The following is a 14,576-nucleotide window of genomic DNA, read 5'->3' on the forward strand; positions in this document are numbered from 1 at the left end:
GCCGACGATCGGCGGGGGCCCGTTCGCTGCCGCCCCCTATGCGCCTCAGCGGCGCGCGGCTCAAGACCTCGTTCGCGCGCCGACGTTAAAAAATTTCAATTTTCGGATTTTCTGTTACGTGAGCGCTATCAGTCGGCCCCTAGGGTCAGTACCTAACCGCCGGGCGTGATCGGGACTGCCTTCTTCGCCAGCTTCGCCACCAACGCCGGATCGTCGGCCGCCTTGGCAACGATCCCGATGTGCCCGCCCGGCATCGCGCGCGCAATCAGCACGACGAATTCGGCGTCGCCGGCATCATGTTCGAGGATGAGCGCGGGATGCGCGCGGCGCAATGCGTCGAGCTTGTCGTCGGAGCGTTCGGCGGCGTCGGCCGGCTTGCGGCGCGCGCGCGCATCCTTGACCAGCCCCTTGAGCCCACCCGGATAGCGATCGAGATACGCGCTGAGTTCGCCGCGCCCGACGCCCTCGTCCTTGGCATGACCGAGCACGCAGGCATATTCGGCGAGGCGTGTCTTGTCATAGGTCGCGCCGAAAACCAGCTTCACGACCGGGGTCATCGGCGCACGGTCTTGCACCGCCAGCCCGGCGTCGTCGAGCAGCGCGGCAAATTCTTCGGGCTGTTCCTCGGCGGCGAGCGCGAAATCCCATGCCTTGCCGACCGCCTGATAGAGCGCACCGCGACTGCGGCTGTCGGCCGCGATCGCGCGCTCGGCGGTTTCGCGTGCGAGCGCGAGCCAGTCGGCGAGTTCGGCATCCTGCCCCGGATCGGCCGACACCTCGCCCTCGTCCGCGCCGACCTCGGCATCCAGCAAAAGCTCGTCATCCTTGCCCAGCGCGGCGAAACCGGGGGCGGCATCGACCACGACATCGTCGTCGAGATGCTCCGAGTCGGGGCCGTCGGCCCACACGGGCACCGGCGCGGTCAGCGGCGCGGCACTGCGCAGCGCCTGTTCGACCGAAAGCTGCAATTCCTCGGCCTGGTCGGCGGTGACCACCTCTTTCCAGTTGATCACGCCCATGATGAAATCGATCGTGTCGTCGTCGGACGAAAAGGGCAGCAAGATGCCGCGGTACATGATCGTCGTGCCGCGATCGTTGACGAACTCGGCCTCGAAGCCGATCGGCGCGCGGTTGGCGATGATCTGGAGATAATGGTCGGTGAGGCGCGACAGCAAGGATCGGCCCGGAATCTGGCTGATATAGTGGACGTCCTCCTCGATCTGCGACTCTTCGCGCAGCGTGTCGCCGAGGTAAGCGAGCCCGGGGTTTTCGACCCCCGCGGTGAAGTCGAGCAAGACCGAGTGCGAACCGAAATCGGCTCCGTCGAGATCGAGGTCCTCGACCGACGGATAGGCGCGGTCGGCGAGCAGCGAGGCCCAGTAATTATAGGCCCGAACCTGCATCCGCCGTTCGTCGACGCCGACGGACGCGGGCGCATCGATCGCCCCATCATCCTGGTCGTGGCTGCCCGAAAGCAGTCCGCGCATGCTGTCCATCATTTGTCCCCAGTCGCAAACATCGGTAAATCTTATGCACCGGGACTGGTAAAAGCGGCGTAAACGATGGCTGCGATGGCCCGAAGCCCAGCGGACCGCCCCTATATTCTCCATTCCTCCCGCCGGCTTTGGCCGCAAGCACGCGCCGCATTAAGTGCCAGAGCGATTGTCCGGCAAAAAGCGGATCCAAATGCGATTTCGACCTGAAATTCCATCATCATGCATGGATTCAATATCGAAAACCCCCATGCTATAAATCCCGCAAGAACGATGTCTGTTCTATTTCAAATGTTTAACTTACATATTCATTTGTCCGCTCTTCCGCACCATATGCCCCTTGCATGGCATTCGAAATGCCTTCTGTTGGAGTCGGATATGACGAGCGGTGATGTTGGCAACGAAAAGCTGCGCTGGATCCTGTGGGCGGGCTGGCACGGCAAATGCCCCGAATGCGGCAAGGGACATATGTTCCGCTCGTGGCTGAAACTTGCCGACCGCTGCGAGAATTGCGGGCTCGACTTCAGCTTTGCGGCGCCCGACGACGGCCCCGCCTTTTTCTCGCAATGCATCGTGGCGTTCCCGCTGACCTTCGTGATCGTGTGGCTGCAGATCGCCTACAGCCCGCCGCTGTGGGTCCACTTGGTCTTTTCGATCCCGATCATGGTCATCGGCTGCGTGCTGCCGCTGCGCCCGATCAAGGGCTGGCTGGTCGCCTCGCAATATGTGAACAAGGCGCAGGAATCGGGGACCGAGCATCTGTGGGCGAAGCTGAATGCGCGCGAGAAACACGAAGCGGACGAACGGCGTGGCGGGTGACGCGTGGCTGCCCGACATCGCGGGCACGGCAGGTCCCAAATATAAGGCAGTGACCGCGGCGATATCGGCGGCGGTCGCGCGCGGCGAGCTTCGCCACGGCGACCGCCTGCCGCCGCAGCGCGATCTCGCCGCGAAACTCGGCATCGATCTCACCACGGTGACCAAAGCCTATGACCTCGCGCGCCAGCGCGGCCTGATCGTCGCGCGCGGCCGCGCGGGCAGCTTTATCAGCGAGGATGTGCGGACCGGCGAGGTGGCAACCGCAGCGCAGAGCGACATCGCGATGAACAGCCCGCCGATCCCGATCGAGAGCCGGTTGACCGACGCGATGGCATCGGCGCTGGGCAAGCTGGGGCGCGTCGACGGCCTCGCGCGGCTGCACTACCAACGGCCGGGCGGCGCCGCGGCGGATCGCGAAAGCGGCGCCGAACTGCTTGGCCGCGCCGGCCTGTCGTCTTCGGTCGAACAGATCGTCGTCACCGCCGGCGGACAGAATGGCCTGCACGCCGTTGCCGCGACGATCCTGAAGCCGGGCGACCGCGTTGCGTGCGGGCGCTTCGTCTATCCCGGCTTCGCCGCAATCGCGCGGCGTATGGGGGTCACACTCGTTCCGCTCGCCGAAATGACCGCCGACGCGCTGGAGGCGGCGCACGCGGCGGCGGCGCTGCGCGCGCTCTACGTCGTGCCGACCAACGACAATCCGACCACCGCGACGATCGGGATCGAGGACCGGCGCGCCATCGCCGTGTGGGCCGAGGAAACGGGGGTCCAGATTATCGAGGATGACGCCTATGGCCTGCTCCCCGACGCGCCGATCCCCGCGATCGCAAGCTTCGCGCCGGGGGTCGGCTGGTATGTCACAAGCATGGCCAAAATCGTCTCACCCGCGCTGCGCGTCGGCTTTGTCCGAGCGCCGGGGGTGGTCGAAGCCATGCAAATCGCGGCGTGCCAGCATGAAAGCGCGGTGATGGCGCCGCCGCTCAACGTCGCGATGGTGTCGCTATGGCTGGCCGACGGAACGCTCGACACGCTGATCGACGCCGTGCGCAAAGAGGCGAGCTGGCGGCAGCGGCTGGCACACAGCGTGCTCGGCGACGGGCGTCACGCCGCGCACCCGCAAGGCTATCACTTCTGGCTGCCACTGGCGGGCGACAGCCAACCCGACACGCTCGCCGCCGCGCTCGCGCTCGACGGGCTGTCGGCGGTGCCATCGGACCGCTTCGCGGTTGCGGCCGACGCGCCGGGGGCGATGCGTATCTCGCTCGGCGGTACGATCGACCGCCGCGGGCTTTCGCGCGCGCTGCATCGGCTCGCGGCACAGCTATGGACGCCCGGCGGCGCGGCGAGCCATATCGTCTAACGGGTCCTAGGTCGACCAGCCGCCCGCGAGCGCGCGGAACAGCGCGATCTGCCGCCGCGAAATCTGCCCGTCCTGCGCGGCGAGGACCGCTTCGGTCTCGGCGAAGGTCCGTTCGGCATCGAGCCATTCGAGCGAGTCGGACGCGCCTTCCTGCCGCTTCGCGCGCACGATGCGCGCCGCGCGTTCGGCCTGATCGCGCGCGGCGCGCAGCGCCTGCCTTTGTTCGAGCGAACGGGCGTAGGACGACAGCGCCGTCTCGGTTTCCTCGAGCGCGCGCAGCACCGTGCCGTCGAATTCGGCGAGCGATGCCTGCGTATCGGCCTCGGCCGCCGCGATCCGCGCGCGCGCGGGTTCCTGATTGGGGAAAGCCCAGTTGAGCAGCGGCCCGAGCAGCCAGCGCAGCGGCCCGCCGCCGAACACATCGCCAAAGCCCGCGCCCGTAGACCCGGCCGAACCGCCCAAGGTGATGCGCGGATAAAGATCCGCCGTCGCGACGCCGATGCGCGCGGTGTCGGCGGCCAGGCGGCGCTCGGCGGCGCGAATGTCGGGACGGCGCTTGAGCAGCGCCGCCCCATCACCGACCGGGATGGGGTCGGTGATTTCGAGGCTGATGTTGCGGTCCGCCGCAATCGCGGGGAGCGCAGCGGGGGCACGACCGGTCAGAGTCGCGAGGCGGAACAAAGCCGCCTGCCGCTCGGCCTCGATAGAAGGGATGTCGGCCGAACGCTGGTCGCGCAGCGTCGTGATGCGCGCAAGGTCGAGCCCCGTCGCCATCCCGACCTCCTTGCGGCGTTCGGTGAGTTTTACCTGTTGATCGAGCAGTCCGACGATACGCCGTGCGACGTCGAGCCGCGCCGCGCCCGACGCCGCATCGGCATAAGCCTGCGTCGTGTCGGCGGCGACGATCACGCGCACCGCGTCGGCATTCGCTTCGGCAGCGGCGGTGTCGCCGCGCGCGGCCTCGATCGAGCGGCTGACGCGGCCGAACAGGTCGACCTCGTACGAGACATTCAGCCCGACATCGACCGCCCAATCCTCGCGGTCGGCACCGGGCAGACGCTGGCCTTCGGGGCTGCGGCCGTAATTGGCGCCGGCGCCGATCTCGCCCTGCGGCAGCCGGTCGGCGCGCGCGCCGCGCAAGGATGCGCGAGCGCGGGCGATATTTGCCACCGCGACGCGAACGTCGGTGTTGTTCGCCAGCGCATCGCCGACGAGCCCGTCGAGCACGGGATCGTCATAGAGGCGCCACCAGTCGCCCGCGACCGGCGCGAGCGACACCGCGGGACTGTTCGCCGAAACGAACGGCCCGGTCGCGACGGGCGCCGACGCCGATTTGGGCTCGGCATAGTTGGGGCCGACCGCACAGGCGGCGAGCGCCAGCGCCGAAGCCGCGGTGAGGATATTGCGAAGGATCATATTCTTGTTCCCTATTCCGCCGGGACCGGCAGCGCGGTCCCGTGGTCGTCCGACCCGCGCCGCGCGCGCCGCTCAGCCGACCAGTGGCTGAGCGCGCGGGCGACGACGTAGAAGGTCGGGGTGAAGATGAGGCCGAACGCCGTCACGCCGAGCATTCCGAAGAAGACCGCGGTGCCGAGCGCCTGCCGCAGCTCCGCGCCCGCCCCGCTTGCGATCAACAGCGGCACCGCGCCGAGGATGAAGGCAAAGCTGGTCATCAGGATCGGGCGCAGACGGTCGCGCGCGGCGCGCACCGCGGCTTCGATCGGCGACAGCCCATCCTCTTCCTCGGCCTGCTTGGCGAATTCGACGATCAGGATCGCATTCTTCGCGGCGAGCGCGATGAGCACGACGAGTCCGATCTGCGTCAGCACATTATTGTCCATGCCGCGCAAATTCACGCCGACCATCGCCGCGAGCAGACACATCGGCACGATGAAGATGATCGCCAATGGCAGCATCAGGCTTTCATATTGCGCCGCCAACACGAGGAAGACGAAGACTACCGCGAGCGCGAAGACGATGCCCGCGGTGTTCGCCGCCGCCTTTTGCTGGAAGGCGATGCCCGTCCATTCGGTGCCGTAACCCGCAGGCAGCGAGTCCGCCGCGAGCTTTTCCATCGTCGTCAGCGACGCGCCCGACGACGAGCCCGGAGCGGTGTCGCCATCGATCTCGACCGCGGGGAAGAGGTTGTAGCGCGTGACGCGATACGGCCCCGTGCGGTCCTCGAAGTTCGCAACCGACCCGATCGGCACCATCGCGCCCGAGTCCGACCGAGTGCGAAGGTTCGCGATATCGGCGACCGTCTGGCGATAGGGCGCATCGGCCTGTGCGGTGACGCGATAGGTGCGGCCGAGCAAGTTGAAGTCGTTGACGAACGCCGAGCCGAGATAGACCTGCAACGCCTCGAACACGCGTTCGGGCGGCACGCCGAGCATATTCGCCTTCGCGCGGTCGATATCGGCATAGACGCGCGGGTTCGACGGATCAAAGAAGGTGAAGACGTTCGCGAGACCCGGGGTCTGGTTCGCCTTGCCAATCAGATTGTTCGTCTCGTTCGCGAGCGCGGCATAGCCGTTCCCGCCGCGATCCTGCACGATCATCCGGTAACCGCCCGCCGAGCCGATGCCCTGGATCAGCGGCGGCGGGATGATCACGATCTGCGCCTCGGTGATGTCGGCGGTGTTTGCACGCGCCTGGTTCATGATGTCCTCGAAATTGACCCCGAGCTTCCCGCGTTCCTCGAACGACTTGAGCGGGAAGTAAGCGGCGGCCGAGTTCGGCGCGAGCGTCTGCGACGGGCCGTCGAAGCCCGCGAGCATCACCGAGCCGAGGACGCCCTCGATCGGCAGCACGCGCGCGGCAACCTTCTTCAGCACTGCGTCGGTGCGTTCGACCGAAGCGCCCGAGGGCAGCTTGGCGACGACGAGGAAATAGCCCTGATCCTGCGCGGGGATGAAGCCGGTCGGCGTCGCCCAGAACAGGCCCGCGGTCGCGGCGATCAACCCGGCATAGGTGACCATCATCTTCTTCGGCGCACGCACCAGCCGGTCGGTCAGCGAGGCATAGCCGTTGCTGAGCCGTTCGAAGCCCTCATTGAAGCGTTCGCCGGCACGGTGGATACGCGCCATCAGCCATCCGTCGGCCTGCGCGGGGGCATGCGGCTTGAGCAGGATCGCCGCAAGCGCGGGCGACAGCGTGAGCGAGAGGACGAGCGAGATGATCGTCGCGGTCGAGATGGTGACCGCAAACTGCTGGTAGAAGGCACCCGACAGGCCGGTGAGGAACAGGGTCGGTACGAACACCGCGCAGAGCACGAGCACGATGGCCACCAGTGCGCCCGACACTTCGTCCATCGACGTCCGCGCGGCTTCGAGCGCGCTCATCCCTTTTTCGAGGTTGCGCTCGACATTTTCGACGACGACGATCGCGTCATCGACGACGATACCGATCGCGAGCACCAGCCCGAACAGCGAGAGGTTGTTGAGGCTGTACCCGAACGCCGCGAGCACCACGAAGGTGCCGATCAGCGACACCGGGATCGCGAGCACCGGAATGATCGCCGCGCGCCATTTCTGGAGGAAAACGAGGATGACGATGACGACGAGGATGACGGCTTCGAACAGCGTTTCCATCACCGCGTCGATCGACTGGGCGATGAACTCGGTGGGGTTATAGATGACGCGATATTCGAGTCCCTTGGGGAAGCTTTTCGATGCCGCCGCCATTTCGGCCTCGACCGCCTGCGCCGCGGCGAGCGCGTTCGAACCCGGGCGCTGGAAGGTCGCGAGGATGACCGTCGGGTCGCCCGACAAATAGGTGTTCGAATTATAATCCGATGCGCCGAGCTCGACGCGCGCGACGTCGGAGACGCGGACCTGTCGCCCGTCGGCATCGGTACGGATGACGATGTTGGCGAAGTCCTTGGGGTCGGTCAGGCGCCCCTGCGTTTCGACGCTCAGCTGGAAACTGCTGCCGTTGGCATGCGGCGGCTGGCCGAGCGAACCCGCGGCAACCTGCACATTTTCGCGGCGCAGCGCGGTCACGATCTCGCCCGCGGTCAGGTCGAGCGCGGCGGCACGGCCGGGATCGATCCACACGCGCATCGCATAGTCGCGGCTGCCGAACAGGCGCACGTCGCCGACGCCGTCGATGCGGCTGAGGCGATCGCGCAGCTGGGTCAGCGCATAGTTGGAGATATAGGCGCGATCGAGCGACTTGTCGGGCGACACGAGGTTCACGATCAACAGGAAGTCGGGCGAAGTCTTGCGCGTCACGACGCCCAGCCGCTGCACCGTCTCGGGCAGGCGCGGGGTCGCGATCGCGACGCGGTTCTGCACCAAGACCTGCGCGGCATCGAGGTCGGTGCCGATCTTGAACGTCACGGTGATCGTGACGACGCCGTCGCCGGTCGACTGGCTGCTCATATAGAGCATATTGTCGACGCCGTTGATTTCCTGCTCGATCGGCGCCGCCACCGTATCGGCGACGGTTTCAGCCGACGCGCCCGGATAGGTTGCGGTCACGGTCACCGTTGGCGGGACGATGTCGGGATATTGCGACACGGGAAGCCCGATATAGGCGACCGCACCGATGATGGTGATGATGACAGCGAGCACGGCGGCAAAGATCGGCCGGTCGATGAAAAAGCGGGATAGGCGCATGGGAGAGCCCCTGTCTGGAAACGGTTCTGGTCATCCCCTCCCGCCTGCGGGAGGGGTAGCGAGACTGCGAGCTTTGCTCGCTAGTCGCAGCGGGGAGGGCCGTGGAACGTCACAGCCCCTCCCCCGACCCCTCCCGCAAGCGGGAGGGGAGAGTGATCACTTCGCGAACGTCGCCTGCGCCGACACCGGTTCGACCGCGGCGGCCGCACCCTTGGGGGGTGCCGTGGCGACGATCTTCCCGGCCTTAGCCACCGCCTTTTCGCCGGGACGCGCGAACTGATAGCCGTTGATGACGACGCGGTCGGTCGGCGTCAGGCCCGAACGGATGACGCGCAGGCCATCGACTTCGGGGCCAAGCTCGACCGGCTTCGCCGCGACCATCCCGTCCTTGCCGACGACATAAACGATCTTGCGCGCTTGATCGGTCTGCACCGCGGCGGCGGGGATCAGCAGCGCGCGCGCCGTCTGGCCGGTCGTCAGGCGCATATTGCCGAACATGCCGGGGGTCAGGAACATCTCGGGATTACTGAAGCTGGCGCGGGCGCGGATCGTGCCCGAACGCGGGTCGAGGCCGTTGTCGGTAAAGTCGAGCTGCCCCTTCCAGCGATAATCGCTTTCGTCCTGCAAGCGGACTTCGACCGCCGCGCCCTTGTCGCCGCCCTCGCGCTTGGTCTTGAGGAACAAAGCTTCGGATCCCTGGAAGGTGAAGTACACGGGATCGAGCGCATTGATCGTCGTCAGCAACGTGCCGCCGGCATCGCCCGCCGACACGAGGTTGCCCGCGTCGATCTGGCGGTCCGAAATGCGGCCACTCAAGGGCGCACGGACGGTCGTGAATTCGACGTCGAGCGAACGCGCCGCGATGCGGGCATCGGCCCCGGCCAGCGCGGCATTCGCAGCGTTGACGCGCGCACGGAGGCGATCGATCTCGCTCTGCGACACCGCCTCGACATCGACGAGCCGCCCGGCGCGTTCGAGTTCGAGGCGTGCGAGCGCCAGGTCGCTGCGCGCGCTGGCAGCCGACGCGCGCGCTTCGGCGAGCGCGGCGCGATAGGGGCGCGGATCGATGGTGAAGAGCGGCTGCCCCTGACGCACGATCTGGCCGTCGGTGAAGTGGATGCCCGTGATCGCACCCGAAACGCGCGGGCGCACTTCGACCGCTTTCGACGCCTCGAAGCGGCCGATATATTCGTCCCACAGCGTTACATCGCGCGCGATCGGCGTCGCGACGGTGAGCACGGGCGCGGGCGCCGCGGCGGCCTGCGGCGGACCGTCGCGGAGCAGCCACCAGGCGCCGACAATGAGCACGAGGAATGCACCGATCCACGCGGCGCGGCGGCCCCGGCCCGGGTGGAGCAAGGTCTTGAGTTCGCGGCGGACCTTCGCGTCGGCGGGGTCGATCTTTTCGATGGGGGTGTGGACGGTCATGGATATGCCCTCTTCTCTTCGTTCGTTTTGGCCGCCTGCGCCCCCGGGGGAGGGGGAGGGAGGCGCAGGCGGCCGGCGCCGGAAGCGCATGCCTCCGGCTGATGTCGCAAATGGTCCTTGTTGCCAGAGGGCCCTCATCGAAGAGGACGGCCGCCCTGTCCCGTCACGCGCATCCCATGCGCGCGCGGGGTCCCTGTTTATATCTTGCGGGCAAGCGCCTTTGGGCGCCCGACCGGAGCAAGACCCGCTCCCGGGAAATATTCGATGGTGAAACTTCCGGCCGCAGCATGATCTTTGTCACGCCGCAGCCGGTCTCGGGGGAGAGCCTATCGTTGTGTACTATGTGGTATATAAGTCATGTTGCGCTGCGTCAACACCATTCTGTACCGGGCAGTAAGATTTTTCTTTCAGGGCACTTACCGAAAAAATGGGCGCCGGATTTTCGGCCGGCAAATGCTCAGATCAACGCCCGGGCCACAGCTTCAGGCTGGTTTCGACGAGCCGTTCGAGTTCGGCGCGCGTCGCACCGGCGCCAGCCTGCACCGACATGCCCTGGTTCACCGCGGTCAGGAAAGCGGCAAGGCCTGCGGCATCGGTGTCGGGCGGGAAATCGCCCTCTTCCTTGGCGCGCGCGAAGCGTTCGAGCATCGCGCGTTTCGCCGCCGCGCCGCGTTCGAGCACGGCCTGGCGAATACATTCGGCTTCCGCGCCGCACGCGACCGAGGTGATCACGCCCAGGCAGCCGTTCGGATTCTCGGGGCAGGTGTACATGTCGAGCGCGCCGTACATCAGCCGCTCGGCGACGCCGCGCGCGGTCGGCGCTTCGAGCGCCGCATGCATATAGTCGGCTTTTTCGCGCTCATAGAGATCGAGCGCCTTGTTGAAGAGCGCTTCCTTGTTGCCGAAGGCCGCGTACAAACTCGGCTTGGTAATCCCCATCGCCTCGGTCAAATCGGCCATCGACGCGCCCTCATAGCCCTTCGACCAGAAGACGCGCAGCGCCGCCGCGAGCGCCATGTCGACGCAAAATTCGCGCGGACGGCCCTTGTGGGGGGTGGCAGCGGTGGCGGTTTCGATTTCCATAACGGCTGGTATATAAGTGGTAGATCGCAACTTGTCCAGTGGCGCGCCGTTCACGCGAGCCGCGTGTCGATCGGCAGTCCGCCCTTCAGCGTCAGCGTCACCGGCGTTCGCTCGGCAATGTCGGCGAGCCGCGCCTTCTGTTCGTCGTCGAGCCCCGCGATCGTCAGCACCCGGTCAACCCGGAGGCCGTCCTGGTTGATGAGCCGCAAGCCCACTTCGACCGATTCGAGCGGCCACCCCTTGCGGTCGGCGTACATGCGCAAGGTGATCGCGGTGCACGCGCCGAGGCCCGCGAGCAGGAAATCATAAGGCGCCGGCCCCAGATTCTGCCCGCCCAGCCCCGGCCCCTCGTCGCCGATCAGCTCATGGCCGCCGACATTGATCTCGGTGCGATAATGATCCTTGCCGATGCGGGCGGTGCCATGGGCCATGCTGCTGTCCTTCATCAAACGGGTCCGACAGAAACTTCTGTCCCGGCGCGACGCGCAAACGGCAAGCGGAAATACTGGAGGACTCACAAGCTCCATATCGTCCGCCGCGCGCCCGGCGCTGCAAACATCTTGAACCGGCCGCCAAGAATCCTACATTGATTTCATCGTCAACAAGCGAAAGGAGGTGGTCGAATGTCTCATTGTCACGCGCCGCATGCGGCAGATTTGAGCATGACCTTCCTCGCGGGGGTCCGGCTCGGATAATCGTCCGCGAACAGGCACGACAATGGAAGGGCTGCTCCGAAAGGGGCAGCCCTTTGTCCTTGGGGCGGCCGCACGGTCGCGCGTCGTCAGGTTACCGTCAGAAACCGGCGCTACAGATTGCGCGATAGGGGCGACGCCATGGGACCGACGCAAGCGAAGTCTGATTTCGCAACTTTGGGAAAAGTTTGGAGGCCGAGCCGGAATCTAATTACGCGAAAAAATTGGCAGTTTTCCGGGATATTCCTCTATTCGCAAATCGTCCAGTGCCCCCAAAAAGGCCCCAAATTAATCTTAGACCACTGGATTACATCGGATTTTTGGCCGGCTGCGTACCCTAATCGTGCCGATTCCCACTCAGTTCGTCACGCGGCAATCGGCATGCGATATGGGAAATACCAAGCGGCAAGCGCCGCCGTCAGTGCCTTCATTTCCTCCTCGCCATGCAGCGGACCCGGCGTGAAGCGAAGCCGCTCGGTTCCGCGCGGTACCGTTGGATAGTTGATCGGCTGAACATAGGCGCCATGCTCGGTGAGCAGATGGTCGCTGAGGGCCTTGGCGCGGACAGGGTCGCCCACGAGGAGCGGGACGATGTGCGTGTCGCTCGGCAAGACCGGCAACCCTGCGGCCCGAAACAGCGACTTGAGCCGCTGAGCAGCGGCCCGCTGTCCTTCGCGTTCAGATGTCGACACTTTCAGGTGGCGAACGCTTGCGAGCGCGCCGGCGGCGAGAACAGGTGACAGCGAGGTCGTGAAGATGAAGCCTGGTGCATAGCTGCGAATGCAGTCAATGACTGCGCGGTCCGCGGCGATATAACCGCCCATGACCCCGAAGGCCTTGGCGAGCGTGCCCTCGATCACGCTGACGCGGTGCGCCACTTCATCGCGCTCCGATATACCGCCACCGCGCGAGCCGTACATGCCGACGGCGTGGACTTCATCGAGATAGGTGAGGGCCTGATAGCGATCGGCCAGATCGCAGATCGCGGCGATCGGCGCGACGTCGCCGTCCATCGAATACACACTCTCGAAGGCGATGAGCTTGGCCCGCGCGGGGTCGGTTTCGGCAAGCAGTGCCTCGAGATGCGCCAGATCATTGTGGCGAAAGATCTTCCGCTCGCATCCCGCATTGCGAATGCCGGCAATCATGCTTGCGTGATTTAGCTCGTCCGAAAATATCACGCAGCTGGGCAGGAGCTTGCCCAGCGTCGCGAGCGTGGCGTCGTTCGACACATAGCCCGACGTAAAGAGGAGCGCACTCTCCTTGCCATGGAGATCGGCAAGCTCGCGCTCGAGTTCGATATGATAATGGGTGTTGCCGCTGATATTCCGTGTGCCGCCCGAGCCCGCACCGACATCAGCGATTGCGGCTTCCATTGCATCGAGGACCGCCGGGTGCTGCCCCATGCCGAGATAGTCGTTCGAACACCAGACGGTGATCGGCCTCGCTTCCCCATCGGCATCGAAGCAGCGCGCGCCGGGGTAGGCGCCGCGGTCCCGCAGGATATCGACGAACACCCGATAGCGTCCCTCGTCGTGCAGGCGCGCGATCGCATCGCTGAAAATCTGGTCGTAGCGCATGAGCCTGCCCCTAAAGGTTGAAATAGCCGGGATATGAGGCTTCTATCTGTCAGGGCGGATACGCTTCCCATTAGGAATAACACGTACAGGTAAGCTGCAGATTTCTGCAGTTAGCGGAGGATTTATATCATGCCCTGCTTGCTGTCCTATCTGCGCAATTGGAAAACATAGGCTCGAGGTCCTCACGAGTGATCGCGCCGCGATGACGGTCGAATTGCGCGGCGACCAGTCGGGCGTAGGGCAGGCCATGGTCCTCGACGACGAGCCTTTCACCCTCCCAGCGAAGGATATTCAGGCGCTCGAAGGGCGCAAGCGCGGCCCGCGCAGACTTTAGCCAGCGCGCGTCGAGGCAAGCGGTCCCGTGGCACAGCAACTCCTTGATGAGCCGCCCGCGCTCGCGGTCATCGGCGTCGATCGCAACGCCCCGAACGGCGGACAACTGATCGGCCGCGATGAGGTCACGATAGACGCCCGCGCGTTTTTCATTCTGGACGATGAGATCGGGAAACCGGCTGATCGCACTGGCACCGATGCCGATCAGAACCGGGCTGTCGTCCTCGGTAAAACCCTGAAAATTGCGGCTCACCCGCCCGTCGCGCGCGGCGTCGGCAAGCGGATCGGAAGGCAGCGCGAAATGATCGAATCCGACGGGAACATAGCCCGCATCGGTGAGGCGCTCATACCCGCGCCGGGCCTGCTCGAAGCGCAATTCATGGTCGGGCAGATTGCTGGCGTCGATCTGGCGCTGGCGCGGAATCATGTTCGGGAGATGCGCATAGCCGAAAAGCGATATCCGGCTCGGCGCGAGACGGATCGTTTCCTCGAGCGTCTCATCGAGATCGGCGAGGGTCTGACCCGGCAGGCCGTACATCAGATCGAAATTGATGGCGTCGATATCGCGCAGCCGAAGCCCGGCCACGACGCGTTCGATATGGGAGAGCGGCTGGATGCGTCCGATTGCCTGCTGGATATGCGGTGCGAAGGTCTGCACGCCGAGGCTCACGCGGGTCACGCGCGCGGCAGCCAGTACAAGTGCCCATTCGGCAGAGAAGCCGCGAGGATCGAGCTCGATCGATATCTCGGGCCGGTGCGCATCGAACAGGGTAAGCAACAGGTCGAGCAGGCGCACCAGCTCGACCGGGGCGATCGCATTAGGGCTACCGCCGCCGAATGCAATGCGCTGCACGCGTCCGCGGCCCCCGAGCCGCTTGGCGACAAGCGTAATCTCCGACTGGAGCGCCGCGAGATAGTCGGCGAGCCGATGCTTGCGTCCCGCCGCGCCGGTGTTGCAGCCGCAATACCAGCAGATCTGCTCGCAAAAGGGGATATGGACATAAAGCGAAATCGGCGTCGCGGCTTCGACTGCGTCGAGTGCCTGTGCATAGGCGTCGGCGCCGACGTCGTCGGCAAATTCCATCGCCGTTGGATAGCTGGTGTAGCGCGGCACGGGCCGGGCGAGAAGATCGGGATGATAGGACCACATGCGACGGTTTTACGCGGCG

Annotated in this window: 10 protein-coding genes; 2 read left to right on the forward strand and 8 right to left on the reverse strand. The window is 65.6% G+C overall.

Going from position 1 to position 14,576, the window contains the following annotated elements; genetic code table 11:
- Positions 1-152: 152 nt before the first annotated feature.
- Positions 153-1,496 carry a PAS domain-containing protein gene (locus tag V8J55_RS03400; RefSeq protein WP_443030784.1) on the reverse strand — a complete coding sequence of 448 codons (1,344 nt, stop codon included), beginning with the start codon at positions 1,494-1,496 and terminating at the stop codon, positions 153-155.
- 375 nt (positions 1,497-1,871) lie between these two features.
- On the opposite strand from V8J55_RS03400, the gene V8J55_RS03405 reads away from it, so the two are divergent.
- Both V8J55_RS03405 and V8J55_RS03410 read left to right on the forward strand, forming a co-directional pair.
- Positions 1,872-2,312, forward strand: coding sequence for a DUF983 domain-containing protein (locus V8J55_RS03405; protein ID WP_037516963.1), 441 nt, complete (start codon positions 1,872-1,874; stop codon positions 2,310-2,312).
- Positions 2,269-3,672, forward strand: coding sequence for an aminotransferase-like domain-containing protein (locus V8J55_RS03410; RefSeq protein WP_336444391.1), 1,404 nt, complete (start codon positions 2,269-2,271; stop codon positions 3,670-3,672). The genes V8J55_RS03405 and V8J55_RS03410 overlap by 44 nt, the downstream gene beginning before the upstream one ends.
- Before the next feature lie 6 nt (positions 3,673-3,678).
- Here V8J55_RS03410 and V8J55_RS03415 read toward each other — a convergent pair whose 3' ends face one another.
- The 7 genes from V8J55_RS03415 to hemN all read right to left on the reverse strand — a co-directional run bounded on the left by V8J55_RS03415 (position 3,679) and on the right by hemN (position 14,557).
- Positions 3,679-5,088, reverse strand: a complete 1,410-nt coding sequence (locus V8J55_RS03415) for a TolC family protein (RefSeq protein WP_336444392.1) — start codon at positions 5,086-5,088, stop codon at positions 3,679-3,681.
- 11 nt (positions 5,089-5,099) lie between these two features.
- Positions 5,100-8,291 (reverse strand): efflux RND transporter permease subunit, encoded by a 3,192-nt coding sequence (locus tag V8J55_RS03420; RefSeq protein WP_336444393.1) that lies wholly within the window; start codon positions 8,289-8,291, stop codon positions 5,100-5,102.
- A 156-nt stretch (positions 8,292-8,447) separates the two neighbouring features.
- Positions 8,448-9,719, reverse strand: coding sequence for an efflux RND transporter periplasmic adaptor subunit (locus V8J55_RS03425; RefSeq protein WP_336444394.1), 1,272 nt, complete (start codon positions 9,717-9,719; stop codon positions 8,448-8,450).
- Positions 9,720-10,181: 462 nt separating this feature from the next.
- Positions 10,182-10,802, reverse strand: coding sequence for a TetR/AcrR family transcriptional regulator (locus V8J55_RS03430; protein WP_336444395.1), 621 nt, complete (start codon positions 10,800-10,802; stop codon positions 10,182-10,184).
- A gap of 50 nt (positions 10,803-10,852) precedes the next feature.
- Positions 10,853-11,233, reverse strand: a complete 381-nt coding sequence (locus V8J55_RS03435; RefSeq protein WP_336444396.1) for an OsmC family protein — start codon at positions 11,231-11,233, stop codon at positions 10,853-10,855.
- Positions 11,234-11,859: 626 nt separating this feature from the next.
- Positions 11,860-13,074: a 5-aminolevulinate synthase gene (gene hemA / locus V8J55_RS03440; protein ID WP_062185498.1), complete on the reverse strand. Its 1,215-nt coding sequence runs from the start codon at positions 13,072-13,074 to the stop codon at positions 11,860-11,862.
- 127 nt (positions 13,075-13,201) lie between these two features.
- Positions 13,202-14,557 carry an oxygen-independent coproporphyrinogen III oxidase gene (gene hemN, locus V8J55_RS03445; RefSeq protein ID WP_336444397.1) on the reverse strand — a complete coding sequence of 452 codons (1,356 nt, stop codon included), beginning with the start codon at positions 14,555-14,557 and terminating at the stop codon, positions 13,202-13,204.
- Positions 14,558-14,576 lie beyond the last annotated feature (19 nt).

The sequence above is a fragment of the Sphingopyxis sp. CCNWLW2 genome, from assembly GCF_037095755.1.
Lineage (GTDB): Bacteria > Pseudomonadota > Alphaproteobacteria > Sphingomonadales > Sphingomonadaceae > Sphingopyxis.

Bases quoted from the DNA above. Each gene is read 5' to 3' on its own strand.
- V8J55_RS03430 (WP_336444395.1), bottom strand. From the start codon at position 10,802: ATGGAAATCGAAACCGCCACCGCTGCCACCCCCCACAAGGGCCGTCCG.
- V8J55_RS03435 (WP_336444396.1), bottom strand. From the start codon at position 11,233: ATGGCCCATGGCACCGCCCGCATCGGCAAGGATCATTATCGCACCGAG.
- hemA (WP_062185498.1), bottom strand. From the start codon at position 13,074: ATGCGCTACGACCAGATTTTCAGCGATGCGATCGCGCGCCTGCACGAC.
- hemN (WP_336444397.1), bottom strand. From the start codon at position 14,557: ATGTGGTCCTATCATCCCGATCTTCTCGCCCGGCCCGTGCCGCGCTAC.
- V8J55_RS03420 (WP_336444393.1), bottom strand. From the start codon at position 8,291: ATGCGCCTATCCCGCTTTTTCATCGACCGGCCGATCTTTGCCGCCGTG.
- V8J55_RS03405 (WP_037516963.1), top strand. From the start codon at position 1,872: ATGACGAGCGGTGATGTTGGCAACGAAAAGCTGCGCTGGATCCTGTGG.
- V8J55_RS03400 (WP_443030784.1), bottom strand. From the start codon at position 1,496: ATGGACAGCATGCGCGGACTGCTTTCGGGCAGCCACGACCAGGATGAT.
- V8J55_RS03425 (WP_336444394.1), bottom strand. From the start codon at position 9,719: ATGACCGTCCACACCCCCATCGAAAAGATCGACCCCGCCGACGCGAAG.
- V8J55_RS03410 (WP_336444391.1), top strand. From the start codon at position 2,269: ATGCGCGCGAGAAACACGAAGCGGACGAACGGCGTGGCGGGTGACGCG.
- V8J55_RS03415 (WP_336444392.1), bottom strand. From the start codon at position 5,088: ATGATCCTTCGCAATATCCTCACCGCGGCTTCGGCGCTGGCGCTCGCC.